This window comes from Hominenteromicrobium sp. (assembly GCF_046974225.1).
Classification (GTDB): Bacteria; Bacillota; Clostridia; order Oscillospirales; family Acutalibacteraceae; genus Hominenteromicrobium; species Hominenteromicrobium mulieris.
The window spans coordinates 1-25,830 of sequence record NZ_JBKWAE010000006.1 but is presented as its reverse complement, the minus strand read 5'-3'; the positions used below and the strand labels follow the sequence as shown (position 1 = coordinate 25,830).

The window sequence follows — 25,830 nt, the reverse complement described above, 5'->3', positions numbered from 1 at the left end:
CAAATTTATTTGATGAACATGGCGTCGCCGAAGCTGAAGAAGCGGTAGCGCTCCTTGACGGCAGTGTTATACGCATTCAAAATGTGTTCGCGGCCCGCAAGCGCGGAGACCAGCATGATGAGCGTACTTTCCGGCAAGTGGAAGTTCGTGATGAGCGCATCAAGGCCCTTAAATTCAAAGCCCGGATAGATAAAAATATCCGTCCAGTCATCGTCCTCGCAAATTTTGCCGCATTTCTTTGCGACAGATTCAATCGTGCGGCAGCTCGTAGTGCCGACAGCGATCACGCGTCCGCCGTTTTTCTTCGTCTCGTTGATGGCATCGGCAGTCTCTTTCGGCATGTGATAATGCTCGCTATGCATTTTGTGGTCGAGAATGTTATCCACGCTCACCGGGCGGAACGTGCCAAGGCCGACATGCAGTGTGACGAACACGACCTTCACGCCTTTTGAGCGAATTGCATCAAGCAGCTCCGGCGTAAAGTGCAGACCGGCCGTCGGCGCAGCGGCAGAACCTTCCTCTTTGGAATACACCGTCTGGTAGCGCTCTTTATCCTTGAGCTTTTCTTTAATATAGGGCGGCAGCGGCATCTGGCCAATCTTATCCAGCTCCGTGAAGAAGTTCGTGCCCTTGTCGTAATGGAAGCGGATCATGCGGTTGCCGTCGTCCTTCACTTCAATGACCTCGCAGGTCATGGAGCTGCCCTCGAACATGAACGATGTGCCGACCTTTGCACGCTTGCCCGGACCTGCAAGTGCTTCCCATACGTCGTCACCGCAATTTTTCAGAAGCAAAAATTCAACGTGCGCGCCGGTCTCGTTTTTAATGCCGTAAATACGCGCAGGCAAAACACGGGAATTGTTGAGTACAAGACAATCGCCCTCATTCAAATACTCCGTGATGTCGTGAAAATGCCTGTGCTCGATCTCACCGGTTGTTTTGTCCAACACCATCAGGCGCGAAGCGTCACGCGGTTCAATCGGCGTCTGGGCGATAAGTTCTTCCGGAAGCTCAAAATCAAAATCTTTTGTTTGTAAAGTCTGCGTATCCAAGTATATTCCTTCCAATCTGAATTAAAATAGCCGCATCCCCCAAATTACGCAGGATTATTCTAAGAATTTTTCATAAATAAATTGACAACAATCCGTATTCCATGTATTATAATAAGGATAGAGGCGCGGTTTGTAAGAGTATCCGCGGGTTTTGGCCCTCCACAGGCATCGGCCCGCAGAAAAAGGACACACCGCCGAAGATCTCAGCGCATGTGGTACGCTTGGATCTGGTTGCTGTGGCGAAAGCCCCGTAACTGTCATCTGCAATAGGATGGAGTGCTATCAGAGCTTTTCCGCAGGGAGACTTTCGTAAAAGCCTGTGCACATTCTATTATATTGTATGTATGACCGGATTTCAACCGGTTTTTTTTCGCTCAAAAATGAAATTTGACCTTAATTTTGTTTTTGAGCGTACATTTCATCATTTTTGAAAGGATGTCCTGCAAACAGGACGGGTGAAAGAAATGAAAAAGTATAATGTCGGTATCATTGGTTGCACAGGCATGGTCGGTCAGCGTTTTGCAACACTCCTTGAAAATCATCCGTGGTTCAACGTGACCGCGCTTGCGGCCTCTTCCCGCTCCGCCGGTAAAACATATAAAAGCGTCGTAGAAAAGCGTTGGGCTATGAAAACGCCCATTCCCACAAGTATGGCGGATATGATCATCTTAGACGCTGTTGCAGATATGGACGAAGTCGTCTCCAAGGTCGATTTTGTATTCTGCGCCGTCGATATGAAAAAAGACGAAATCCGCGCCCTTGAAGAAGCTTATGCGAAAAAAGAGTGCCCGGTCGTCTCCAACAACAGCGCAAACCGCGGCGTCGAGGATGTGCCGATGGTTGTGCCGGAGATCAACGCCGACCACATTGAAATCATCAACGCACAGAGAAAGCGCCTCGGCACAAAGCGCGGCTTTATCGCCGTAAAGTCCAACTGCTCCCTTCAGAGCTACGTTCCGGCTATTCACCCGCTGATGGACCTCGGCGTCACGAAGGTGCTCGCCTGCACATATCAGGCCATCTCCGGCGCCGGCAAAACCTTTGAAACGTATCCCGATATTCTCGACAACGTCATCCCGTATATCGGCGGCGAGGAAGAAAAATCCGAGCAGGAGCCGATGAAGCTGTGGGGCCACATTGAGGGCGATAAGATTGTCAACGCGACCACCCCGTCCATCACGGCACAGTGCTTCCGCGTGCCGGTTTCCGACGGCCATACGGCTGCGGTGTTCGTCTCCATGGAAAAGAAGGTCTCACCGGAGGAAATCATCCGCCGTTGGACAGAGTTCCGCGGCCCGGCACAGGAGCTCGAGCTGCCGAGCGCACCGAAGCAGTTCCTGCACTACTTTACGGAAGCAGACCGTCCGCAGGCAAAACTCGACCGTGAACTGGAGCATGGTATGGCCGTTTCCATCGGCAGACTGCGCCCGGATACCCAGTATGACTACAAGTTCGTTTGCCTTTCCCACAACACGCTGCGCGGCGCAGCAGGCGGCGGTGTTCTGCTTGCAGAGCTGCTCGCAAAGAAGGGCTATTTTGACTGATACCGTTCAGGAGGTATTTTTTAGATGAAAGAAACCATTTTTACCGGCGCAGCGGTGGCACTTGTTACCCCGTTTAACCCGGATATGTCCGTAAACTACGAGGAGCTTGAAAAGCTCATCGAGTTTCAGATCACAAGCGGCACCGATGCCATTGTCACCTGCGGTACCACCGGCGAAGCGGCAACGCTCACCGATGAAGAGCACGTGAAGGTCATCGAGTTCACCGTAAACAAGGTTGCCGGCCGCGTGCCGGTCATCGCAGGCACCGGCAGCAATGATACCGCCTACGCCGTGGAGCTCTCCCAAAAAGCAGAAGCACTCGGCGCAAACGGCCTTCTGCTTGTCACGCCGTACTACAACAAGACTTCCCAGCGCGGCCTCGTTGCAAGCTTCAACCGCATCGCAGGCAGTGTAAAAATTCCGTGCATTGTGTATAATGTCCCGAGCCGCACCGGCCTCAACATTCTGCCGGAAACGTACTACGAGCTCTCGAAGACGCAGAACATCGTTGCCACAAAGGAAGCGAACCACGACATCTCCGCGCTCATCAAAACGCGTGAGCTTTGCGGTGATGACCTCACGGTTTACTCCGGTGAAGACACGCAGACTTTGCCGATTGCGTCTCTCGGCGGCAAGGGCGTCATCTCTACATTCTCCAACATCATGCCGAAAGAAATGCACGAGCTTGCCACCGCTTCTGTTGCGGGCGACCTCAAGACGGCGCAGGCACTCACGTTTAAGTATCTCGACCTCATGAACGCACTGTTCATGGACGTCAACCCAATCCCGGTAAAGCAGGCATTGAACCTGATGGGCTTCAACTGCGGCCACTGCCGCTTGCCGCTTGTCGATATGTCCGATGAGCAGATTGCAAAGCTGAAGGCCGAAATGGCAAAGCATCTGCAGCTCGCCTGATTAAAAGAAAGGAACGGACGTAAAATGACAAGGATTATTTTATGTGGCTGCTGCGGCAAAATGGGTCACTTCATCACGCAGCTTGTTTCCGAACGCACCGATTGCGAGATTGTTGCCGGCGTTGATCTGAACGTCAATGCACAGACTGCTTCCTACCCCGCTTACACCTCCATCGATCAGGTAGCGGAAGCGGCAGATGTTATCATCGACTTCTCCCACCCCTCCCTTTTGACGCCGATTTTGCACTACGCGGCGGAAAAGGGCGGCATTCCGGCCGTACTCTGCACCACGGGCTACACAGCAGAGCAGACCGCGGAGCTTACCAAAGCTTCCGAAACGCAGCCAATCTTCTATTCCCGCAACATGTCACTCGGCATTAACCTGATGCTGGAGCTTGCAAAAAAGGCGGCAAAGGTGCTCGGCGACCAGTTCGACATTGAGATCGTCGAAAAGCACCACAATCAGAAGATTGATGCGCCGAGCGGCACGGCTTTGATGCTTGCCGATGCGCTTGCTTCCGTGCGCGACGGCGAAACGCAGTATATGTACGATCGCCACGCACAGCGCAAAAAGCGCGAAAAGAGCGAGATTGGCATTCACTCCGTGCGCGGCGGCACCATTGTCGGCGAGCATGAAGTGATCTTTGCGGGCAACAACGAGGTCATCACGCTCTCCCATTCTGCGCAGTCCAAAGAGCTGTTCGCGGTGGGCGCAGTAAACGCAGCGGTATTCATGAGCGGCAAAGGCCCCGGCCTTTACGACATGTCCGCTTTGGTTTAAGAAAGGATGGAACAGATCATGGGCACAACCGAAATCAGCACGGTCAGCAATATCACACTGGTCACCCTGCAAGGCAGCCCCGCCACCACAGGCTTTATGGCTGAGGTATTCGAGCGCATCGCGGAGCTCGATATCAACATCGATATGATCTCCATGCCCCCGAACCACGGTGCAAATGCCGGCCTTTCTTTTACCATTTCTGACCAAGACCTCATCGAAGTGCTGTCTTTTGCGAATACGCTCAAGACCGAGACCGGCATCAAGGTTATCGTCAGCAGCGTGAACCATAAAATCTCCGTCTATGACCCGCAGATGAAAAACACGCCGGGCATGGCAGCCAGAGTGTTCAGCGCCATCGCCGCAAGCGACGCCGACATCCGCCTCATCACGACTTCCGAAGTCGAGATCTCCCTCCTCGTCACGGAAGCGGACTACGACACCGTTTTGGAAGCCATCGAAGAAGCGGCCAACGCGAAATAATTTTTAGGCAACTATAAATACGAAAACAGAAGGTCAAGTCTCTTATCCGGCTTGACCTTCTGTTTTCGATTCTTATGCTTTGTATTTTTGATTCAATTTCAGAGAATAAAGTTTATAAAGCGTATAAGCACTTTCATTTTTATTGTGATGAATCATGTTTACACACGGCTCAACGAGATCTTTATATACCTCGTTCCAGATTTCTTGGGCGTTCGATTTTTGATTGATAGCTTCAACGATACCCTGTGCCATTTCATAGTATTCTCTGATTTTCGCTTCGCCGTTCGGCCGATCGTGTCATATATATGGCATATTAAAACGAGTGAACACAAAAGCCAAAGCCTCTGAATACACTCGTTTTTATGGTGCGGGTAGCAGGGGTCGAACCTGTGACTTTGAATTAGGTTATGGGCAACTGTCGTTGCCTCATTGTATCGCAACGCCAAAACAATTCACCGGATTGTTTTGGCTGCGACAGATAACAGCCGCGTGTGGTTGTTGTGAGTGGTGGAACAGACTTGTACTCAATTTAAAGTGAAACATTATTGAGGACACACTCGTAAACCAACTTTTTGCTTACGGTTTTTCTGCTATCGCAAATATACCCGCACGTCTGAAACTGCCCATACCGTTTGGCATAACATATTTGTCGTAATAATCGCAGATTTCAAGAAATTTCTTGTCCATACTGATTTCATTGATTTTCTTATGCACTTCTTGAGCGGAATTCTGCCGATAAAGATGCAACAAATACAGATGCGTTAGACTACCAATGCTGCGACATTCCAAAACATTCATCCCGTTTTTGTTCAAAACATCCCTTAATTCATCAATATCATAGGCTTTTAATTCAGCAATGGATGTAAGTTCCTCAGCATTGTCGTAGTTCTCTTTGTTAAAGCAACCTGTTTCCATTATGTCCTTTACGGACGGGTGAATGTAGTGCAGTTTACTAAGACTATAGTTCAGCCATGTGACTGTCATACAACTTTTGCTAGAAACCGAAAGCATTACCTTTTTTCCGACTCTGCATATTTCAGCAATTACATCTTCTGCCTTGCTTCCAGAGAATGAAATTGCCCCGTCAAAACATAACACAAGGTCAAATTCATTATTCTCGAATACATCCAGACAACAAGCATTGTGCTTAATAAACTGAATGTTTGTTAAACCTATCGCTTTATCTTTTGCCGCCTTAATCATTTCATCAGATAAATCCAAATGTACTACATCAAAGCCCATTCTAGCCAAAGGTATGGAATAAGCTCCTGTTGCTGCTCCTACATCCAAAATTTTATGAACCCCTGATAAATGGCTTTGAATTGCCTTGAGCCTCAAAAGACGATTTATCATTTCATCGTCATAATCAACTTCTTCCGTTTTGGACATTTCATCCCAAAATTTCTCATATTCGGTCAATTTATTTTTATTCACTCCTTTAAGTTTGGTGATTAATTAAACTACAATTTATTGCCCTCATTATATCATTTAATAAAGCACTTAGCAAGATGACAAAAAGTCCGCCGTAATTCTATCAAAATTACGGCGGACTTATGGTGCGGGTAACAGGACTTGAACCTGCACACCGAAGTACCAGAACCTAAATCTGGCGCGTCTGCCAATTCCGCCATACCCGCATATTTTGTTGACTAAACTATTATACCGTATTCTGAGGAAAAATCAAGCCCAAACAGAGAAAAACCCGGAAAGAGTTTCTCTCCGGGTAATTTCTCTTGAGCAAATTACTTATGCCTTCTTCTGCTCTGCGAGCGCTTCTTCCAGTGCGAGCGCGAGCTGATCCGGGCAGGAGGTGTTCTTAAAGCCGCACTTGATGCCCTTGCAGCGCTTTACGTATTCGTCAACGGTCATGCCGACCGCAAGCGCTGCCACGCCCTGCGTATTGCCGTTACAGCCGCCATCAAATTTCACGGAGCGGATAACGTCGCCGTCAAGCTCTACATGAATGCCTCTGGAACATACACCTTTCGGTGTGAAATCATACTTCATTTTGCATTTCCCTTTCATTCAGAAAATAATTTATCAAATTCGGATTCGGCCGTCGTAAACGTGCCGACCGGATTTTTCTTTGTCGTGTAAAAGCCGTGATAATCCGTGCCGCCGGTGACGGCAAGGTCATACTTTTCGGCTAAGCGCAACATTTCCGCTTTATCCTCCTCCGTGTTGCGCGGGTGATAAACTTCAATGCCGCGGATGCGGTGGTTTCTGCACAGCTCGCGCAGAAGATCCATGCTGTGGTATTCGCTCGGGTGCGCCAAGACCGCGATGCCCTCTGCGGCGTCAACCGCGTCCATCACGGTATCGATGTCGGGATAATCCACCTTCTCGTAGGCGATGCCCGTTTTGGAATCATAGAGCTTCTTAAAAACCTCGCCGAACATCTCACTCGCGTAGCCGGCGTCCATTAACGCCTGCAAAACGTGCTGCTTGTAGATATTCGTCGAGCCCTCCGCGCGGCGCAGAATCATCTCGCGCGGAATCGCATACAGGCGGCAGACCTTATCAACGGAGCGTAGCATCGCCGCATGGCGGCTGTCCGTCGTTTTTTGCAGCAGCGGCAGTAACACTTCGGGCTTCTTCGGCTTATAGCACAGGATATGCGCTTTGCCGTGACGCTTCGGGTCTGCAGCAGAAATTTCCACGCCGGGAATCACCGTCACGCCCGCTTCCCGCCCAAGCTCCGACGCGCATTCGCAGCCCGCCATGGTATCATGGTCGGTGAGTGCGAACGTCGTCACGCCGCGGAGCGCAGCAAGCTGTATAAGCTCCTCAAGCGGCGTGGAGCCGTCCGAATATCTTGTGTGGCAGTGCAGGTCAATAGACATTGGTTTTCTCCTTTCGCGGCTTTTCCGGCGGACGCGTCAGCAGCTTTTCGGCTGTGAAGCGCCGGAACCCGAAGTTGAATAAACACAGGTCGATCACAACGATGATCGCTGTCAAAATCAAAAGCGCAATACTGTTTAAGCGATACAGGCCCATGATCTGCCCGATGAAGATGAGCAAAATCGGCAGCACGATATAGCCGGAAATTTGAATGGATTCCGCTGTGGAGCGTGCTTTCACGGTCAGCATCGCAGCAAACGTAACGCCCAGCACCGTGATGGCCGGCGAGAGCAAAAACACCAGAACGAACCATGAAAGATCGAAGAAAAACGGCGCTTTCAAAACCATATCACCGATAGCCGTGACGACAAAGAACAGAATAAACGAAACCGTCGTGACAAGCTCGGAAGCCAAAACACTGCTTGCCGCCTTCGCCTGCAAAAAGCGGCGCACGCTGAACGGCGCAAACAGAAGCGTTTCCATTGTGCCGTGTGCCCGCTCGCCCGCAAACGTGTACGAAGCCGTAATGATTGCCGATAAAAGCGGAATGAGCATAAACAGCATCGGCGAGATAAACGCCGTGAAAATGTAGAACATCTGCGCGCGCTCGTCCGTCCCCTGCGGAATGTTATCGAGCAGGTTTTTAAACTGCTCCACACCAGAGGATTCCGGTGAGACCATAGCGGAAACGAACAGGAACAAAAGTGGGAACGCCACCGCAAAAACGAGCGGCAGTGCGATGAGCAACGTCAAGATCAGCCTGCGGCGGCACAAAGCGGAAAGGTCCTTCATCATGAGTGCACGTTCCGCTTTGGAAAACAGCTTATAAAACAGCTTCTTCATGCGGTGTCTCCTCTCCCGGCTTTTTCACAAACGCGTAATAAACATCCTGCAATGTGGGCGTACGCACGGATGCTTCGTAAATGCCGACATTCTCCCGCACAAGCCCGGAAATAAGCTCCGGCATATCGGCTTCGGATTCGATTGGCTTTTCCCACGCGCCATCATGCAGTGTGAAGTCCTCCGGCATCTTCTGCGTGTCGCTCACGCGAATCACCGCCATAGGCGTCAATTCGGAAGCGGCCGTAAGCATCGAAAGGTCGCCGCTCGCCCGTAAAAAGCCGTGCTCCAGCACCGCAAAGCTTGTGCAGATCTCCTCCGCGCTTTCAAGATGATCGGTGCAAAGCAGCACCGTGGAGCCGGTTTCCTTTGCGTAATCCGTAAGTGTACGCAGCACCATTGCGTCCGATACCGCTTGCTCGTCGCCGGGCAAACCGTCCGAAAACACGATCTGCGGGCGATGCACAAGCGCACGCGCCAGCGATAGTCGGCGGCACATCTCTGTGGAAAACGTGTAGACCTTGCGGTCGCGCGCGTTCCAAAGGTCAAGCTTCTTCAAAAGCTGCGCCGCATGTGTACGGGCTTGCTCCTTGCGCATGCCATACATGGAAGCGAACATCAGCAGGTTTTCCAGAGCGCTCATGCTGCCAATGCAGGCCGCCGTATCGGTAACGATACCGCTTTTCGCGCGCAGCTTGCGACTCTCTTTCACAGAAGAAAGTCCCAGCACTGTGCTGTCGCCGAGCGTCGGGCGCACAAGACCCGTTAAAAGGCGCAGCAGCGTCGTTTTGCCGGATCTTTCCGGGCCGAGGCAGCCGACGATCTCCCCGGCTTCCACTTCAAGGTCCACGCCATTTATCGCAATGATGTCACCGTATTTTTTCGTTAAATTTGCAGTTTGTATCGCGATCATCTGCTCACCGCCTCTCAGCGCACATCGGAGGTGCCTTTTTCGCGCAGATAGGTTGATTCCAAATCAGCCATGTGCAGCTTCACGGCGAGCGGATAGCGGTCAAATGCCAGGCTGATGGCAAAGCTGCCGCCCTTCGCCGCGTCGTCAAAGCCACCCATGTGCCAGCGGATTGCCATGGCCTCCACGGGCTTTAGACGCATAAAACGCTCGATGAGGTAAACGGATTTTTCTCCGTGACCAAACGGGAATGCATCGTCCACCGTGTAAAACGGACGCTTTTCCCACTGCCCGGTCTCGTCATTTTTCACGTTGCGCGTGGAGGTCTTATAAAACTGCGATTTGCACACGTCGTGCAGCAGCGCGCATATCGCAAAGCTCTCTTCACTGTCGCCCTCGTCAAACCAACGCTCGCGCATCGCCTTGTAGACATTCAGGCTGTGCATCACAAGGCCGCTTTCGCAGGCACAGTGGAACTTTGTGCTTGCCGGCGCGGTGTAAAAATCGGTGGTATCCAGCCACGCCAAAAGCTTCTGCGAGCCCTCGCGCGTGATATTCTGTGTATAAATGGAGATAAATTCCTCTCTGTACGGATTCGACATGCTTGTCCTCCCGTAGATAAATTTCAAACTCTGCGTATAGTATAACACAGAAATCGCGTGTTTTCAAACAGTTTCGCAGTTTGTAAAGAAAAAGAAAGGTCATCGCAGCAAATGCCGAAATGACCCTTCCGGTAAATCAATGATTGCCCGCGCAGCCGTGCTTATCTTCCCCGCAGCTATGGCTGCCGCAGTCATGACCGCCCTCGTGGTGATGGTGTGCACAGACGGTGTCCGGGTTATAGAGCAGTGTGCCGTTCAGCAGCGAATTGACCGCCGCGTCCGCGCTTCCGGAAACACCGGGATACAACTCGATGCCCGCTTCTGCAAGCGCCGTGCGCGCACCGCCGCCGATGCCGCCGCAGATGAGCGCATTCACGCCGTGCTGCTTCAAAAAGCCAGCCAGTGCACCGTGGCCACTGCCGTTTGTGGGCGCGACCTCTGCATTTTTAACTTCGCCGTTCTCAATCTCATAGATCTTAAATGCTTCGGAATGGCCGAAATGCTGGAAAACCAGTCCGTTCTGATACGTTACCGCGATTTTCATGTTCATGCTTCCTTTCAAATCAAATATCCTATTTTCTGCTACGTGCAGAATATGCTCCGTCTGCGGCTGTGCCGCGTTTCGGCATTTGTCATATTCCGCACGGCTACACCCGCCATGCTGCGGCGTGCAGGGCATCTGCTCTGCAGAAAACGCCATGCGAGAGAGCTGGCTGCTGAGTTCTTTAAGCGCCGCGCGATTGACGGTGTAGTGCATGAAATAACCGCACTTTTCGCCGAAAATGAGCCCCGCTTCACGCAGAACTTTTAAATGCTGTGAAACCGCCGCTTCCGAAATATCCAGCTGTCTTGCCAGTGCGCGCACGCAACAGTTGCGGCGCAGCAAAAGGCGCAGCAGCAAAAGGCGGTTTTCATCTGCCAGTGCTTTGAACATCATAGCCGTTGACCCCATAGCGTCCTCCTGATTAAGTATTTGCTAAATTAAATTATAGCACGAATTTTAATTAAGTCAATACTAAATTAAATTTTCGCCTGTAAAAAAGCAGCACACCGAAACGATGCGCTGCCAAAAACTTTTATGTACGGTCATTCAACAGAACGGAAGCCCTTGCCGATGATCTCGCTCGTATTCGTGATGAACATAAATGCCTTTTTATCGACGGAACGGACATACGCGCGGAGCTTCACAGCTTCACCGCGTCTGCACGCAACCATGACGACCTTGCAACCCTCATGCGAATACGCGCCTGTGGCATCCACAATGGTCGAACTGCGGTTCATCTTGTGAATGATGTAATCGCAAATCTCCTCCGGGTGCGTGGTGACAATGGAGAAATATTTGCAGAGGTTAATACCTTCAATCACGGAATCGACCATGAACGCCTTGATAGCAAGACCGAGCAGCGAAAACAGGCCTGTGCGGATATCGAATACAAACATCGCGGAAAACGCGATGAGCGTATCGCTGACGAGCAGCGCTTTGCCGATATCAAGACTCGTGTACTTTTTGAGGATCATCGCAACAATATCCGTGCCGCCGCTCGAAGCGTTGCAGTTAAAGAGGATCGCCGAGCCGACCGCCGGCAGCATCATACCGTAGCACAGCTCGAGGAACGGCTGGTCGGTAAGCGGCTTAGAAAGCGGAACGAGCTTTTCAAGCAGCCACGTCAAAAACGAAAGCAGCATGCTACAATACACGGTAAGCACACCGAAACCGCGTCCCAAAATGATAAAACCGACGATGAGCAAGATGATATTGATAATCCACATGATACCCGCTGTGGAGAACGACGGAAAAATATGACCGAGCAGAATAGAGATACCGCTCACGCCGCCGGTGGAAAAATTATTCGGAAATTTAAAGAAATAAGTGCCGATGGCAAAAACAAAGGTGCCGAACGTGATGAGCATAAACGTCTTTAAATTCTGTTTTGTAAGCTTTTCCTTAACATTTTGAATCGGGTTATTCATACTGCGCCAACTTTCCTCATTACAGGCGAAGCGCCTGTTTTTAATCCGTTTGAGATTTTAACACAGCAAACACCAAAATTCAACAGGAAAGCATACAAATGAATAATTGATTTTCCCCCCGTCATTTTTTGCAAGTTGCGTCTTTCAAAACTTGCTTTACATATGTTTCGAGCGCGTTTTGATACGCCGGAAAACGTTCCCGAAGGGAAGCGGCAAACGCCACGGACTGTACGAAATCGCAGAATTTGTCATACGGCAGAAATTTGTAATCGATCGTTTCATTCGCCTGCAGCGTGATTGGGATATCCGCACTTTCAACCGTTGCGGCATACACGTAAAACACCGTTGGGCCATGCGTCAGACGCAGCAAAAAGTTATGATGCAAAAAGGAGAGCGGCCGAAACCGTTCTCCTTCTGTGCTTTTTAAAATCAAATCAGGCTGCGGATGTAATCTGCCGCCTTGCGGATATCGCCCTCGGGGTCGTCGCCGACTTCACGTTCGATCGTCAGGAAGCCCTTATAGCCGATGTCGTTCAGCGCCTTGAAGTACGCCGGGAAATCTACGTCGCCTTCGCCGAGCGGAAGCTCAATGAAGGAAGCGTCGTTCAGCATGTCGGATTCCTCCATGCCGTACAGGATCTCCGGGCTGACATAATGCAGACGCTTGCCGTCTTTTGCATGTGTGTGCACAATGTAATCCTTCAGCGTGTAGACCGCCTGCACCGGGTCGTCGCCCGTGACCATAACAAAGTTTGCCGGATCAAGGTTGACGGAAACACCCTTGGAATGGAGGCCGTCAAGGAACCCCTTCAGCGTCGTTGCAATCTCCGGGCCGGTCTCCACAGCGAAGTGTGCCTGCATGGAGTCTGCATACGCCGCAAGCTGGCCGCAAGCATCCTGCATGATTGCATAGCGCGGGTGGCTCGGGTCGTTCGGTACAACGCCGATATGCGTTGTGATCACATCGGTCTCGAGGTCCTTTGCAAGGTCTACGATGCGTTTGGATTTTTCAATGAGCTCCGGGTTCAGCTTCGGGTCGTTGAAGCCGTGGCCGAGGTCGCCGCACAGCGCAGAGATCGTCAGGCCGTGATCCTTCACGCGCTTCAAAAATTCGCGGCGTGCTTCTGCGTTCATATTCTCGGGCGACATTTCGCCTCTTGTTGCGTAAACCTGAATGCCGGTCGCGCCGACTGCAACAGCTTTATCGAGAGCCGTGAGCGTATCGGTGCGGAAGCCGTCCATCAGAACGCCGATAGAAAAGGGATACATAAGCAATTTCCTTTCTTAATGCACAGGGAGTTTAGCCCAGCGTGATCTCTTTGTGCTGCTCGGAGGAATCGTAAATCGCCTGCATCATCTGTGCCGTGATGATAACGGTATCGATGTGAGACGGCAGCTTCTTGCCGGTCTTGATGCAGTCAATGAATGCGTCAATCTCGTTCTGGAAGTGGTCGCGCATCTTAAAGACAGGCTTATACTCCGTGAGTGCACCGTACTCGGAGCTGTAAACGGTGAAATCCTTGCCGTACTGGAGACGGATGCCACCCTTATCGCCCATGAAGTCGATGTAACACTCGTTTTCGCCGATGTTCTGCGCCCAAGCGCCGTGCAGAGAGATGACCGGGCCTTCGGTACGGATCATGCCGACAACGGAGTCGTCCACGTCGTAGGTGCCGTCGTACTTCGGGGGACCTGCCCACATGTCGGTGTATGCGTAGCCCTTCATGTCCTTGCCAAGCTCGCAGAAGGCTTCACCCGTAACGGTCTTAACCTTCGGGTCACCGCAGCAGTACATAACGATATCAAGGTAATGCACACCCCAGTCAATCAGAGCACCGCCACCTGCAATCGCCTTTGTGGTGAACGCGCCGCCGAGGCCCGGAATGGAGCGGTGTGCACGGAAGCTGGCATGTACATGGTAGATATTGCCGAGCTTGCCGTCGTCGATATACTTTTTGATGAGGTTCACGCTGTCATTGAAGCGGTTGACAACGCCGATGTTGAGCACTTTGCCGGTCTCGTGCTGAACCTTCTGCATCTCAAGGGCTTCCTTGTAGGTTCTTGCAGCCGGCTTCTCGCACAGAACATTCTTGCCTGCGCGCAATGCGTCAATGGAAATGGTCGGGTGAACATTGTTCGGGGTGCAGACGGAAACAGCTTCAACTTCCGGGTCTGCCAGGACATCGTGATAATCCACAACAGCGGTGCCGCAGCCGTACTTTTCAACGGCAGCCTGTGCGCGCTCCGGGATGATGTCGCAGAAATACTTGATTTCTGCCTCCGGGTTGTTCATGTAAGACGGGATGTGCGCTGCATTTGCGATCGTACCGCAACCAATAACGGCAACTTTCATTGGAATACAACTCCTTTAAGAATTTTCTGCGGGCTGCGGAAGGTTCTTTTTATCCTCCTCGGCCCATTTTTTATATTCACGCGGCGCCATGCCCACATATTTTTTGTAGGCGCGGCTGAACGCATGGATCGATTTGAAGCCCATCAGCTCGGCGACTTTTGTAACGGAATATCCCTGGCGAAGATACTCGTTTGACTTTTCAAAGCGCCGCTTCGTGTGATAGGATTTCAGGCTTTCGCCCGTAAACGCAGAGAACTTCTGCGCAATATGGGTATAACTGTACCCAAACTCCGCACTGAGCGCGCTGAGATTTTCCATGGACTCAAGGTGCACATCAATGTAATTGATGACATCGTAGACGAGCTTTTCATCGGAATTATTGCTGCCGCTCAGTAAGTAGTTTTTGTAGAACTTTCGGCTGAAAATGCGGTATACGCCGCAGATGATCTCCTGCATGTACGCTTCAATCAAAAGGTTCGAGAGTACGTCGTCCGAAATGAATTCGGAAAGCACGCGCATGAACGTGTCCTGTAAGCTGACCGCGTTATGAAACTGCACCTGCTCGTTCGTATCGAAAAAGCTCTTAAGCTGTGCAATCTTCTCATTTACGATCGGCTCTACAAAATCAAAGCCGAGATAAAAGAAACGCAGCGGTTCGATCTCCGCCGAGATGATGTTGTGCATCTGTCCCTTGCGCACAAGGAGCAGGTCACCCTTCTGCATGGTGTACACCGTATCATCTACATAAAATGCACCGGTGCCGGAAAGCACGTACGTGATTTCGTAGACCGCCTGTTCGTGCTCAAAGGTCTGGTAACCTGCTTCGCAGCTTAAGTCCCCGATCTGATACAGAACATATGGCCCGTACAGCATATCCATACCGGCGTATGTATTATCGAAGTGAAATTTTGCCCGATTGACCGGCATTGTGGTATCGCCTCTGTGTTTACGCCCTTATTATAATGAAAGAACGCAGGAATGTATTTGATATTTTTTGCAAATCAGATGGTAAAAAACACAACCTTACCAGAAAATCAGCTTTTCTTCGCCTCTTTTTCAATGGCATCGAGCTCCCGGCACAAATGGCCGAACAATTCGCCGCTCACAACATTCTCGCTCTCGCCCGTCATGTTGAGCGTCACGCGATCCAAAAAAGAGGAAAACACTTCAAGCTCTTCTTCCGAAAAGCCCTGAAACGCCACCGCGTCGATCTGGTCTAACCGCTCGCGGCACATGGCACAGGCCCTTTGCCCTTCTTCTGAGATATAAAGCCGCTTGCAGCGTAAGTTTTCGGCATCCACTTCTTTTGTGAGATACCCCGCCTTCTGCAAACGCTTTGTAGAGAGCGCAATGGAGGCCGGGCTGACACGCAGATGGTCTGCCACCTGCACCTGTGTACACCCGGGATTTGCCGCAATGAAATCCAGCACAGGCATCTGGCCGAAATACAGACCATGCTCCTGCGCCCCACGCCGATGCGCAAGCTGTTGCACAAGCTCCAGCTTATGTAATTTTCCCATCAGTTCATGCAATTCCATAGCCGCACTCCTCATACGCCTCTTTGATATTATTATAACCCCGCTGTTAAATTTGTCAACCCATAGTACCGTTTTCCCGTGCACTTCGGCTCTATATTTTTCTTTACACAGATGCTTTATTGTGCTATACTGTTAGCAGCTTAATTACAACAATTTGGAAGGGGTCTAAAAAATGAATGAAACGATTCAAGTTTTGATGAACCGCAAGTCCGTCCGTGTTTTTGAGGATAAGGAGATCTCACCCGAAATCAAAGATATTATCCTTGCCGCTGCCATGCGCGCACCGACCGGCGGCAACTGCATGCCGTACTCCATCATCGACGTGACGGATCAGTCCATTAAGGATAAGCTTGCCGAAACCTGTGATCATCAGCCGTTCATTGCACAGGCGAAAATGGTGCTCATTTTCTGTGCAGATTACCACCGTTGGTACAGAAAGCTCAAAATGGCGGGCTGCGAAAACATTCCCGCGCCGGAGCTCAGCAACATGGTGCTTGCAACGGAAGATGCCGTCATCGCCGCACACACAGCCTGCATCGCCGCGGAAAGCCTCGGCATCGGTTCCTGCTATATCGGCGATATTGTGGAGAACTTCGAGATTCACAAAGAGCTTTTAAACCTGCCCCCGCAGGTCGCGCCGCTTTGCATGCTGGTCTTCGGCTATCCCACCCAGCAGCAAAAGGAAAGAAAGCAGACAACTCGTTTTGCAAAGAGCTCCATCGTGTTTGAGAACCGGTATCGTGAACTTTCTGAAGAAGAGCTGCTCGAAATGATGCCAAACGACCGCACGAAGGCGTTCTATAACCGCAAATATGTTTCCGATTTTGCGCAGGAAATGGTGCGTTCCACAAAAGAGATCTACAAAAACTGGAACTCCAAGGAATAAGCCATGCTGCACATCGGTTGTCATCTTTCTGCCTCTAAGGGCTACTACGCCATGGGCAAAACGGCACTTTCCATCGGCGCGGATACGTTCCAGTTCTTCACGCGAAACCCGCGCGGCAGCCGTGCAAAGCCGCTTGATCTGAACGATGCACAGAAGTTAAACGAGTTAGCGGCGGAAAACCACTTTGCCGTGCTGCTCGCCCACGCGCCGTATACGATCAATCCCTGCTCCGCAAACGAAGACACCCGCACATTTGCCCGCGAAACGATGCAGGATGATTTGAAGCGTCTGGAAGCCACACCGCACAATCTCTATAACTTCCACCCCGGCAGCCACGTTGGACAAGGCATCGAGACCGGCGTCACACAGATCAGCGAAACGCTGAACGCCATTTTATCTCCCGAACAGACCACCACGGTTTTACTCGAGACCATGGCAGGCAAGGGCACGGAAGTCGGCTCTCATTTTGAGGAACTCCGTGAAATTCTGGACCGCGTAACGCTCTCCGACCTCATGGGCGTGTGCCTCGATACCTGCCACGTGTTCGATGCCGGGTATGACATTGTAAACGACCTCGACGGTGTGTTGACGGAGTTTGACCGCGTGATTGGGCTTAACCGTCTGAAAGCGGTACACATTAACGACAGCATCTTCGGGCTTTCCTCTCACAAAGACCGCCACGCAAAGATCGGCGAGGGCAAGATTGGCACGGAAGCGTTCCGCCGCATCATCAACCACCCTGTCCTGCGCCGCCTCCCCTTTTATCTCGAAACTCCAAACGAACTCCCCGGCTACAAAGCCGAAATTGAACTTTTGAGAGCGATGGTTGAGGAGAGCTAAAAAAGCTTATATTTTAATTAAAAAGCAAAAGAACACAAATCGTTTTAAACTAACTGCTCACGATTTGTGTTCTTTCTTTATGTCGTTCTTCTATTCCCCTTTCTGCCATTACATTTTGAACACAGCACCTGCAAATTAGACGCAACCGTTTTTCCGCCTTTTGAAATCGGAATAATATGGTCGATTTGGAGTCCTACTCCATCCGGCATGTACTTTCCGCAATTTTGACATGTATAGTGATCCCGTTTCATGATCTGTTGGCGTAACTCTTTTGTCATCTGTCGCCGCTGATCTCGACTATGGTATTCTTTCAGTGTCGCTTCAAACCCTATTCTCTCTAATTTTCTATGACGTTGTACAAGCCAGTCCCAATCAACAGCTATTTCAGAATCAAGCACGGACACTTTATAGGATGTCTTCACGTAATTTTGCTGTCTGTATCTTGTTTGATCTCTAACCGTTTTAAAGCGAAAAGCAAAATTGTCATCTATGATTTCATAAAGCTGGCGAGTACGCCTCTTTTTCAATATACAAGTTTGAATGTAACTCTCCGTTCTTTTCTTCCAATTTATGATCGTATTATGGTGTTCCACTATACAATTCCAGCCAAATTCACTACACAAATATTTATCTATATAATCTTCAATGTCTACATTTCTCTTCCGAGATACATCAAAAGAACGCACAAAATATGGATAATGAAAAGGGTTACGCAATATTCGGTATAAACCATAAATCACAAGGAAAATCGCCATTAAAGCTGCAACGATCACCAATACATTCGACATAGAGCTTTGAAAATGATATGGCCACTGTTTCATCACCATATGATTAGCGCCTATTAGGAAAACACACTGTCAAAGGGGTTCGTAGCGGGGGTTAGCCCGCTACTGCGGTATCTTCCGTAGTGTTGATTTCAATGTACTCGGCAATCTTGCGGAGCTCGTCAGCAAATTTGAATTTCACGCTGATATTGCCGTTTTCATAGACCTTGATATAGTCCACAAGCTCAACCAAGATTTCACGATTGAGGGCTTCAATGTTTTGATACTTCATAAAGGCTACCAGTGCGGGATGCTCGTTGTCCACACCGTTTGCCAGTTCTGCGCGTTCAGCGTTCAGCCGGGTAAGCACCGCGGAAATATCAGAAGTCTGCCGTTCATAGTCAGCCTTCATATCCCGGTATTCCTGCTGGGTGATTTCACCGTCTTTCCAGTCCTGATAAAGAGATTGCTTGTAGCGTGTTATCTTTGTCAGTTCCCGCTCTTTTGCAGCTATCAGATCGTCCAGTCGGTAAGACTGGCTTTTTTTGATTGGAGCGGAATTGATCTGCGTGACGATTTCCGAGTAGGAAACAGCCAAATGTACCTGATGCTGTACAGCGAACAAAACAGCAGCCTCCAGCCGTTCATGCTTGATTGAGTGCATGGTGCAGGCTGTCCGGGAACGGTTCTTGTAGGTTGAGCAAGAATAATATACATTGTTGTTCTTGCCAACGCATCGGGTAATGGCCCGCCCGCAATCGGCACATTTCAGAAAGCCGCTGAATAAATGTACCTCACGGCCTTTCGGGGAAGTACGGGTATCACGCTGTAAGAGAGCCTGTACCTTGTCGAAAGTTTCATAGTCGATAATGGCCTCATGCGTTCCAGCCACTTCCACCCATTCCTCGCGTGGAACAGCTTCAATCTGGTGTACCTTGTAGCTTTTCACCCGGCTTCGGCCTTGGGCTAAATCCCCGGTGTAGGTCGGATTGGTAAGAATGGAGTGGATCATGCGGACTCCCCACATAGGATCGTCATACCCTCTTGTCGAAACAGGCAAGCCCTTTTGTACCTTGTAAGCCGAGGGGCTCGGTACGCCGTGTTCGTTCAGGTACAATGCGATAGCACGTTTTGATGACCCTTGAATAAGCATTGTGAAAATGAGTTTGACATTTTCAGCAGCATCGGGATCAACAATCAGCCTGTGCTTGTCCTTTGGGTGCTTTACATAGCCGTAAGGAGCAAATGCTCCGATATACTGGCCGTTGCGCCGTTTGTAATCAAATACCTGCCGGATCTTTTTGGAAGTCTGATAGCAGTAATTATCGTTCATCACGTTTGTAATGGGAACGATGATATTTGAAACGCTGTCGGGGTTCTTGTAGCTGTCCACATTCTCAGCAAGGCTGATAAAGCGAACACCCATTTGAACAAACAGGTTATCGATCAAACTTCCGGCATCGCTATAATTTCGTGCGAAGCGGGACAGGTCTTTTACTATAACGCAGTTGATTTTACCACTCATGACATCCGCCAAGAGCCGTTGAAAATCTTCACGGTTGGCGTCCGTTCCAGTATGACCATCATCCACATATTCCGTGATGCTTTCAAACTCGTCAATGTTGCGTCGGTAAAAATCGTTCAGTAGGTCACGCTGGTTCTTTACGCTGTTGCTATCGTCTTTTCCTTTTTTCAAATCTTCCTTTGAAAGCCGGATATAGATGCCCAGCCGCCAGCGGCGGATTGTGTAAGAGGGAGAGAAACTCTGCTGATACCCTCTGTTTTTTGCTCGTGCCATTGTTCCTCCTTCCCTATCACATTACACTTATATTATAACTCTGTCCGGGGAGGACAACAAGGATGCCTCCGCTTCGGGACACTTTGTCTCGAAGAAGCAAAACGAGCTGTAACCGAAGTTACAGCCCGCTTCTTTGCCGCAGCAGGAAATCCGTCAGCTTATCTTGGAGAGATGGCCCGCTTTCAGCAAATTCAATTTTCACGCCAACACCACCGATGCAAAAGCAGTATGGATTTTTGACAGTCTGCAAAAATCGAGAGATGCGCTCCTTTCGGGAAAGCGCATTGTCAAAGGTCATACCGCTCACATCAGGCAGGGACTCGGCAGCCACCGCGCCAATGTCAACGCTTCTCATTTGTTCAAGTTCCTGTGTAGTTAATTTCACGGTAAACCTCCTTCGCAGATTGATAGAACGCCTCCCGCTGTTTGGTGGGGAAACGCAACAGGCCAGCACCACCGGGATGCTGGCCTGTTGCCTTACTCCACCTTGGGACACTTTGTCTCGAGGTTTATTATAGTTTTTGAATATTAGAGAGCGCCGCACATATTTACTTGGCCTGTCCAAAGACAATCGTTATTTTCTGTGCGGCGCTCTCAACGCAAGTAAAGCGACAAGCCCGGAGGAACAGGCAGCCAACCTGTTCAGCGCCGGATCATGGCCTTGGGATGGCCGGGCCCATTTACAGTGTTGGTGTTGTTCGCTCAATCTCTTTTGGGAGATGTCACCGCGCACCCACCGTCTGGCTCCCCGTACTTACTCAGGGTTGCCGTTATTCCCTTGCGTTAGGAAGAAAACCTCCTCTCATAAACCGAGACATTTTTTCATCAATTCCAAGTGGGTTAAGATGAAAAAATCAAAAAGTTTTTTTCATGCGTTCAAGGCCACGCTTGATCGACTGGCGAATAGACTCCTCATGTACGCCCTCGGCCTCGGCAATTTCCTTAATCGACTTGCCAAGAATGATATGTGCGTCAATTCTGCGGCCCTGGATCTCCGGCAGAGAATTGAGAGCGTTCCACAGACGAAGAAAGGTTTCCATCCGTTCAAGGAGCTCCTGCGGGGTCGGCTCATGCAGGCAAGCGGAATACTCAATCCCGTCATCGCAGTCCAGAGAATACTGCGCCTTGTGCCGGGAGAGCCGCCGCTGGTAGGCCATCTCATAGCGGGCATCGGCCTTGAATACCTCGGCCACCTCGTCAGAAACTTCGATAAGCTGATCCTGCGTGTACCAATAATAAATATCTTTCAAATTGATAGTAGTCATCGTAAAATCCTCCATTTCAGTTTGTTCGGGGTTGGTCGGAAACGAAATGGAGTAACGGCGGAGAACGGCACCGCACCTCGGGACACTTTGTCTCGAAGTCTGGAAAGCAAAATGCGCCTGCGCGACACAAGGCCGCACAAGCGCACGAAAATATATTATCGGTTATGTACTGTTTAATTTCACTTTCAAAGCCGGACTGCTCCGATGGAGGGGCTACGCTTTTTTTAGCTGGTGCAGATCACGCGAACAATGAAATAATAAAATGAACACGGCAAAATAACCTCCAATCGGCTACCGTGTCCCTGCAAGTCGTCATTGGTTTGTGTAGACGCAAAGAAACGGCGGCTCTGAAAATCAAAGCCGCCGTTTCAAATGGGCGTGTCAAATTGTCTGCTCTACGACGGCTTTTTTTCTTTTGCCGTCGTCCGGCAGATAGATGGTTTGTTTAGTTATGGCTTGCATTACCTATGGGCTGATTTCCAGACATTCCGGCCTGTGTATGCTCGTCAAATTCCTCTTGACTGTATTTCTCGATGCCAGTTAATGTTCCGTGATGTTCGCTGTTCAAGTGGCCGTAATCACGAACGGTATAAATGTCTATTGTGCCAACACCACTTCCAAGCGTTCTCATTTCGCCTCGGAATTTTCCGCTGGTGAGGCTTTCACCATTAGAAGTGAGAACATCCCGGAAATAGCGGACTTCCTCACCATTGAAATACCACTGATCTTTTTCGGCATCATAGGTTACTCCAAATGCCTCATACTCTGCAACGAGCTTTGCAGTTTCGCTATCTTCAAGCGGCGTTCCTGCCATAGCAACGGATGTGCTGTTTTTCAACGCCTCAATATCCCGTGCGTCAAATTCCTGCTGGGTAAACTCTTTTAAGCCAATCAGTTTACCCGCCGGATCAACGGAGCCGTCAGCCGCTTTTGAAAAGCTCTCTAAATCCCGTACAGCATACACATCTACTGTGCCGTTCTCATTTAGAAAATCAATACCGGCGGTTTCGTTGTTACTGATGGGATAATAGTCCTCAAACCAGCGAACCAAATTCCCGTTATAGGTAAGTTCATCTTTGACCGCGTCATAGGTCATCCCGTATTGTTCATAAGGTGCAAACATTTTTTCTTTGTCTGCGGCGGAGAGTGCCGAGCTGTCCTCGCTGTTTCCCAGCGCCTCAGAACCGCCAAGAGGTTGACTGATTTCTTCCTTGATAACGGGATTACCTTGTTCCTGGCTGTTCTGTGGTGTCGTACTGCATCCAGCCAAACAGCCTAACAAGAGCATGGACGCAGCGCATAATGCCATTCTTCTCATAGTGTTTACCAATCCTTTCTTTGAATGTACCCCAAGTATAGCAAAGCATTTTGGGATACCTTTGGGATTAGTTTGTGATTTATGTGTAGTTAAAAAAAGCGGCAGGTTGTTCACCTGCCGCTGATTGTCCGCTAAATCGTGAAGAAGAATTTAACACCGTTTTCTGTGTTGCAAGCCTCACAATAGCTGTTATGTTGTTGTAAAATTCTTTGAACCATATAAAGCCCTAAGCCGCTACCGCCTGTTCTTCTACTGCGGGATTGCTCCATACGATAAAAAGCGTCAAACAATTTGGGAATATCATCTTCTGGTATATGTGTACCTGTGTTCTCTACGGAGAACAAAAAGCGTCCGTTGGTATTTTGTAAAATAATATCAACGCTTGCTCCATGCGGCGAATACTTTACAGCATTTGAAATCAAATTGGAGAACACCTTTTCAATCAGTAATTTGTTCCCATTGATAAAAGCGGGAGACTGTATAGCAAGATGTATTTGTAGCTCTTTTGTTGCCACTAAATCATCAATCTCCCTCAAATAGCCATGTATCATGGGAGCGCAATCAAAATGCTCCATTTTGAAATCGACATTGGTTTCCAGCCTTGAAATCGTTAATATTTCCTGCACCATCGTTTCAAGCGTAGCTGCAACTTCCAAGGATCGGGCAAGATACTTTTCGTGGTCTTTATATGCCCCTATACCCAATAGCATCCCCTCTAATTGACCCTTGATAATGGTGATAGGGGTTTTCAGTTCATGGGAAGCGGAAGAAAAGAAATCCTGTTGTGCCCGTTCCAGCGCCTTTTGATGTTCAATATCCTTTTGGAGCTGGAGATTTGCACTTTGCAACTCCTCCAAGGTAGCAGATAGTTTCCGGGACAGCGTATTCAAGCTATTCTCCAGTACACCCAGCTCGTCAGAACGGCGTTCCTCAAGTTGCCATTCCAGCCGCATATCAGACATTTCTTTAGAAATCCGACTGATTTTTAATACCGGGTTTGTAATGATACGAGAATACACCCAAGCAGTTGCCAACGATACAAGGAGAATAACGCAAAACAAAATCGGTAATACGCTTACAAATGATTGCCGCAGTTCTGCGATTTGAGAGGCTTCTCCATAAACTGTTAAAATATATTGGCTATTATCATCTGCAAATGAGAAGTAATAGCTGTTGGATATAATCGGCGCACTTTCATAAGATGCTCCGCCAAGAGCCTCCCCGGTGATCCCATCGTTAAAGCTATTTTGGTTAGACGGTGTTTCCACCAGAACACCATCAGCAGTATAAAGCTCCACCATGCTAATTGTCGTGTTTTGAAGAAACTGATCAAAAAGTCCGCCGCTATCCTGCATACGGATATGTTCTAATTCATAAATAAAGTCGCTTGTCTGTTCATCTAATGCCGCATTGAGATTGTTAGAATAGGTTTGAGGCATATACCAAGCCAAAACGCCATAGACAAGAAAGCTCACGCAGAGCAAAACTGCCACAGTCAGAATAAAGACTTTAGCAAACAGACTGCCTTTAATTCTCTTTATCAACTTTATATCCCACCCCTCTGATTGTTTGAATGAAATCTATTCCCAATTTTTTTCGTAGATTTTTGATATGGGTATCAACAACACGCTCGTCCCCATAAAAATCATATCGCCACAGCTTATCCAACAAGTTCTGCCGGGTCAATATCCGGCCCTGATGGGTCAGCAGTTCCCGCAGTATTTCAAATTCCTTTTGTGTCAGTTCAAAATTAGCTCCGTCCACGGTGGCGGTGTAGCTGTCACAGTTCAAAAGCAAATTGCCATAAGTAATGATTTGATACTTTTCATCTGTTTCCCGGTTACTGCGCCGAAGTACAGCCGCAATTTTGCGGAGCAGGACAGGCATAGAAAACGGTTTTGTGATGTAGTCATCCACCTGCAAATCCAATCCTTTAATCTGATCTTCTTCTCCGCTTAATGCGGTTAGCATAATGATAGGAACATCAGATTGCTTGCGTATCAATTCACAGACACCGTAACCGTCAATTTTGGGGAGCATAATGTCCAACACAATCAAGTCATATCGTTCTCCCGCAAATAAAGATAGTGCCTCGACACCATCATTTGCAACAGCTACTTCATATCCTGCTTCTTGTAAAAAATTCTGTAAAAGTTCTTGAATATCAAAATCGTCCTCAACGACTAAAATCCTTTGCATGGTAACACCTCCAAAGATAGCGTATCATAGATTTTTGTGATTAAAGTGTAGTTTTCAAATTTTCTTTCTGTTATTATACCTTGGCCGTGTAACATCGGCAACCTTGTCAGCGGACAATAAAATACTACCAAAACATAAAACTGTGTTTCGTTCTCATAGTCAAACCCGAAATGTAAAATAATATAGGGGTGATATGAGAATGTACCAAGACACCAGACGGCTTGACTTCCACGCATTAGGCCGGGAGATCAAGCGCAAGAGAGAGGCGAAAGGCTGGACACAGGAATACCTTGCACAGCTCGTAGACCGTACCCCTCGTTCCATCATGTATTTTGAGAACCGGGGCCAGCATCCGAGCCTGAACACCTTTTACCAAATCGTCACCCTGTTGGACATTTCCGTAGACCAATTCTTTTATCCTGACAGGCAGAACGGCGAAAGCGACTGCCGCCAGCATATTGACAGGCTACTCAATACAATGGACGAAAAGGAATTGACGGTCATGGAGGCCACAGCAGAGGGACTACAAAAAGCCAGAGAAACGGAGGATGCGTAAGAAAGCGTGACCTTCGTTTTTTTGCGCCATGTAGCGGAAGCGCACGAAATGGCAAGCAATTCGGGTGTGGCCACACTCCGAAATTTTTGCTGGCCGCAGGCCCGCAAAAATGCTTGTTGGGGAGCTCCCCAAACCCGCTGGACTTCGGGACAAATTGTCCCAAAGTCCCGGCGCTATGCGCCTGTTGTCTGCGGCCTGTCGCTATCGCTCCTGGGCCTTATTTTCCCGCCCGTCCGTCACGCCGAGCAGATGATCAATGTTCGCCTTGATTGCCACAGCCTGCCGCATATCCGCCTGGGCCTTGCGGTATTCCGCATAAAGCTCTTTCTTTTGTCCCGCCAGCTCACGGCGGGATTTTTTTAGTGCTTCAATCTTAGG

General features: G+C 49.4%; 28 protein-coding genes, 1 tRNA gene and 1 riboswitch. Of the genes, 7 read left to right on the top strand and 22 right to left on the bottom strand.

The window, feature by feature from the left end:
• Positions 1-5: 5 nt before the first annotated feature.
• Entirely contained in the window at positions 6-1,052 is a 1,047-nt protein-coding gene (gene queA / locus ACLTX1_RS06060; protein ID WP_308448300.1) for a tRNA preQ1(34) S-adenosylmethionine ribosyltransferase-isomerase QueA, read from the bottom strand.
• Positions 1,053-1,162: 110 nt separating this feature from the next.
• Positions 1,163-1,342, top strand: a riboswitch (Lysine riboswitch).
• A 174-nt stretch (positions 1,343-1,516) separates the two neighbouring features.
• Here queA and asd point away from each other — a divergent pair.
• The 4 genes from asd to ACLTX1_RS06040 are packed head-to-tail and all read left to right on the top strand — an operon-like array spanning position 1,517 to position 4,771.
• Positions 1,517-2,596, top strand: coding sequence for an aspartate-semialdehyde dehydrogenase (gene asd / locus ACLTX1_RS06055; RefSeq protein WP_176820099.1), 1,080 nt, complete (start codon positions 1,517-1,519; stop codon positions 2,594-2,596).
• Between the two features lie 24 nt (positions 2,597-2,620).
• The gene (gene dapA, locus ACLTX1_RS06050; protein WP_308448299.1) at positions 2,621-3,511 is read left to right on the top strand and encodes a 4-hydroxy-tetrahydrodipicolinate synthase; all 891 of its coding nucleotides are present in this window, start codon (positions 2,621-2,623) and stop codon (positions 3,509-3,511) included.
• Positions 3,512-3,535: 24 nt separating this feature from the next.
• Positions 3,536-4,291, top strand: a complete 756-nt coding sequence (gene dapB, locus ACLTX1_RS06045; RefSeq protein WP_308448298.1) for a 4-hydroxy-tetrahydrodipicolinate reductase — start codon at positions 3,536-3,538, stop codon at positions 4,289-4,291.
• A gap of 18 nt (positions 4,292-4,309) precedes the next feature.
• The gene (locus ACLTX1_RS06040; RefSeq protein WP_308448297.1) at positions 4,310-4,771 is read left to right on the top strand and encodes an ACT domain-containing protein; all 462 of its coding nucleotides are present in this window, start codon (positions 4,310-4,312) and stop codon (positions 4,769-4,771) included.
• Positions 4,772-4,843: 72 nt separating this feature from the next.
• Here ACLTX1_RS06040 and ACLTX1_RS06035 read toward each other — a convergent pair whose 3' ends face one another.
• From ACLTX1_RS06035 to ACLTX1_RS05970, 14 genes are all read right to left on the bottom strand, one after another.
• On the bottom strand, positions 4,844-5,023 hold the full coding sequence (locus ACLTX1_RS06035; protein ID WP_308448296.1) for a hypothetical protein: 180 nt from the start codon (positions 5,021-5,023) through the stop codon (positions 4,844-4,846).
• Between the two features lie 324 nt (positions 5,024-5,347).
• Entirely contained in the window at positions 5,348-6,205 is an 858-nt protein-coding gene (locus ACLTX1_RS06030; protein ID WP_308448295.1) for a class I SAM-dependent methyltransferase, read from the bottom strand.
• A gap of 120 nt (positions 6,206-6,325) precedes the next feature.
• Positions 6,326-6,408, bottom strand: a tRNA-Leu gene (locus tag ACLTX1_RS06025).
• A 109-nt stretch (positions 6,409-6,517) separates the two neighbouring features.
• Entirely contained in the window at positions 6,518-6,778 is a 261-nt protein-coding gene (locus ACLTX1_RS06020; protein ID WP_308448294.1) for a TIGR03905 family TSCPD domain-containing protein, read from the bottom strand.
• Positions 6,779-6,792: 14 nt separating this feature from the next.
• On the bottom strand, positions 6,793-7,614 hold the full coding sequence (locus tag ACLTX1_RS06015) for a PHP domain-containing protein (RefSeq protein WP_412330633.1): 822 nt from the start codon (positions 7,612-7,614) through the stop codon (positions 6,793-6,795).
• Entirely contained in the window at positions 7,604-8,455 is an 852-nt protein-coding gene (locus ACLTX1_RS06010) for an ABC transporter permease subunit (protein WP_412330632.1), read from the bottom strand. The genes ACLTX1_RS06015 and ACLTX1_RS06010 overlap by 11 nt, the downstream gene beginning before the upstream one ends.
• Positions 8,436-9,365: an ATP-binding cassette domain-containing protein gene (locus ACLTX1_RS06005; protein ID WP_412330631.1), complete on the bottom strand. Its 930-nt coding sequence runs from the start codon at positions 9,363-9,365 to the stop codon at positions 8,436-8,438. The genes ACLTX1_RS06010 and ACLTX1_RS06005 overlap by 20 nt, the downstream gene beginning before the upstream one ends.
• A gap of 14 nt (positions 9,366-9,379) precedes the next feature.
• Entirely contained in the window at positions 9,380-9,964 is a 585-nt protein-coding gene (locus ACLTX1_RS06000) for an HD domain-containing protein (protein WP_308448290.1), read from the bottom strand.
• Positions 9,965-10,100: 136 nt separating this feature from the next.
• A complete protein-coding gene (locus tag ACLTX1_RS05995) occupies positions 10,101-10,916 on the bottom strand; it encodes a metalloregulator ArsR/SmtB family transcription factor (protein ID WP_412330630.1) in 816 nt (271 codons plus the stop codon).
• A 134-nt stretch (positions 10,917-11,050) separates the two neighbouring features.
• Complete coding sequence (locus tag ACLTX1_RS05990) at positions 11,051-11,935, bottom strand: YitT family protein (protein WP_308448289.1); 885 nt, start codon at positions 11,933-11,935, stop codon at positions 11,051-11,053.
• Between the two features lie 429 nt (positions 11,936-12,364).
• Positions 12,365-13,204 carry a sugar phosphate isomerase/epimerase family protein gene (locus tag ACLTX1_RS05985; protein ID WP_395506411.1) on the bottom strand — a complete coding sequence of 280 codons (840 nt, stop codon included), beginning with the start codon at positions 13,202-13,204 and terminating at the stop codon, positions 12,365-12,367.
• Between the two features lie 31 nt (positions 13,205-13,235).
• Positions 13,236-14,288: a Gfo/Idh/MocA family protein gene (locus tag ACLTX1_RS05980; RefSeq protein ID WP_395506412.1), complete on the bottom strand. Its 1,053-nt coding sequence runs from the start codon at positions 14,286-14,288 to the stop codon at positions 13,236-13,238.
• Positions 14,289-14,303: 15 nt separating this feature from the next.
• On the bottom strand, positions 14,304-15,215 hold the full coding sequence (locus tag ACLTX1_RS05975) for an AraC family transcriptional regulator (protein WP_308448286.1): 912 nt from the start codon (positions 15,213-15,215) through the stop codon (positions 14,304-14,306).
• 107 nt (positions 15,216-15,322) lie between these two features.
• Positions 15,323-15,826 (bottom strand): MarR family winged helix-turn-helix transcriptional regulator, encoded by a 504-nt coding sequence (locus ACLTX1_RS05970; RefSeq protein WP_308448285.1) that lies wholly within the window; start codon positions 15,824-15,826, stop codon positions 15,323-15,325.
• A 172-nt stretch (positions 15,827-15,998) separates the two neighbouring features.
• On the opposite strand from ACLTX1_RS05970, the gene ACLTX1_RS05965 reads away from it, so the two are divergent.
• Positions 15,999-16,712 (top strand): nitroreductase family protein, encoded by a 714-nt coding sequence (locus ACLTX1_RS05965; protein WP_412330629.1) that lies wholly within the window; start codon positions 15,999-16,001, stop codon positions 16,710-16,712.
• A gap of 3 nt (positions 16,713-16,715) precedes the next feature.
• A complete protein-coding gene (locus ACLTX1_RS05960; protein ID WP_308448283.1) occupies positions 16,716-17,552 on the top strand; it encodes a deoxyribonuclease IV in 837 nt (278 codons plus the stop codon).
• A gap of 77 nt (positions 17,553-17,629) precedes the next feature.
• On the opposite strand, the gene ACLTX1_RS05955 is transcribed toward ACLTX1_RS05960, so the two are convergent.
• From ACLTX1_RS05955 to ACLTX1_RS05925, 7 genes are all read right to left on the bottom strand, one after another.
• Positions 17,630-18,379, bottom strand: coding sequence for an HNH endonuclease (locus ACLTX1_RS05955; protein ID WP_308448282.1), 750 nt, complete (start codon positions 18,377-18,379; stop codon positions 17,630-17,632).
• A gap of 52 nt (positions 18,380-18,431) precedes the next feature.
• The gene (locus ACLTX1_RS05950) at positions 18,432-20,114 is read right to left on the bottom strand and encodes a recombinase family protein (protein WP_014080196.1); all 1,683 of its coding nucleotides are present in this window, start codon (positions 20,112-20,114) and stop codon (positions 18,432-18,434) included.
• Between the two features lie 118 nt (positions 20,115-20,232).
• Entirely contained in the window at positions 20,233-20,469 is a 237-nt protein-coding gene (locus ACLTX1_RS05945) for a DUF6870 family protein (RefSeq protein ID WP_005933564.1), read from the bottom strand.
• 499 nt (positions 20,470-20,968) lie between these two features.
• Positions 20,969-21,379, bottom strand: a complete 411-nt coding sequence (locus ACLTX1_RS05940) for a sigma-70 family RNA polymerase sigma factor (protein WP_015563840.1) — start codon at positions 21,377-21,379, stop codon at positions 20,969-20,971.
• A gap of 445 nt (positions 21,380-21,824) precedes the next feature.
• Positions 21,825-22,697, bottom strand: coding sequence for a hypothetical protein (locus ACLTX1_RS05935; protein WP_235254653.1), 873 nt, complete (start codon positions 22,695-22,697; stop codon positions 21,825-21,827).
• A 131-nt stretch (positions 22,698-22,828) separates the two neighbouring features.
• Positions 22,829-24,241 carry a sensor histidine kinase gene (locus ACLTX1_RS05930; RefSeq protein WP_195522533.1) on the bottom strand — a complete coding sequence of 471 codons (1,413 nt, stop codon included), beginning with the start codon at positions 24,239-24,241 and terminating at the stop codon, positions 22,829-22,831.
• Positions 24,225-24,896 (bottom strand): response regulator transcription factor, encoded by a 672-nt coding sequence (locus tag ACLTX1_RS05925; protein WP_007887836.1) that lies wholly within the window; start codon positions 24,894-24,896, stop codon positions 24,225-24,227. The genes ACLTX1_RS05930 and ACLTX1_RS05925 overlap by 17 nt, the downstream gene beginning before the upstream one ends.
• 199 nt (positions 24,897-25,095) lie before the next feature.
• Here ACLTX1_RS05925 and ACLTX1_RS05920 point away from each other — a divergent pair, with 199 nt between their 5' ends.
• Positions 25,096-25,452 carry a helix-turn-helix transcriptional regulator gene (locus tag ACLTX1_RS05920; RefSeq protein ID WP_055246230.1) on the top strand — a complete coding sequence of 119 codons (357 nt, stop codon included), beginning with the start codon at positions 25,096-25,098 and terminating at the stop codon, positions 25,450-25,452.
• The last annotated feature ends 378 nt before the right edge of the window (positions 25,453-25,830 follow it).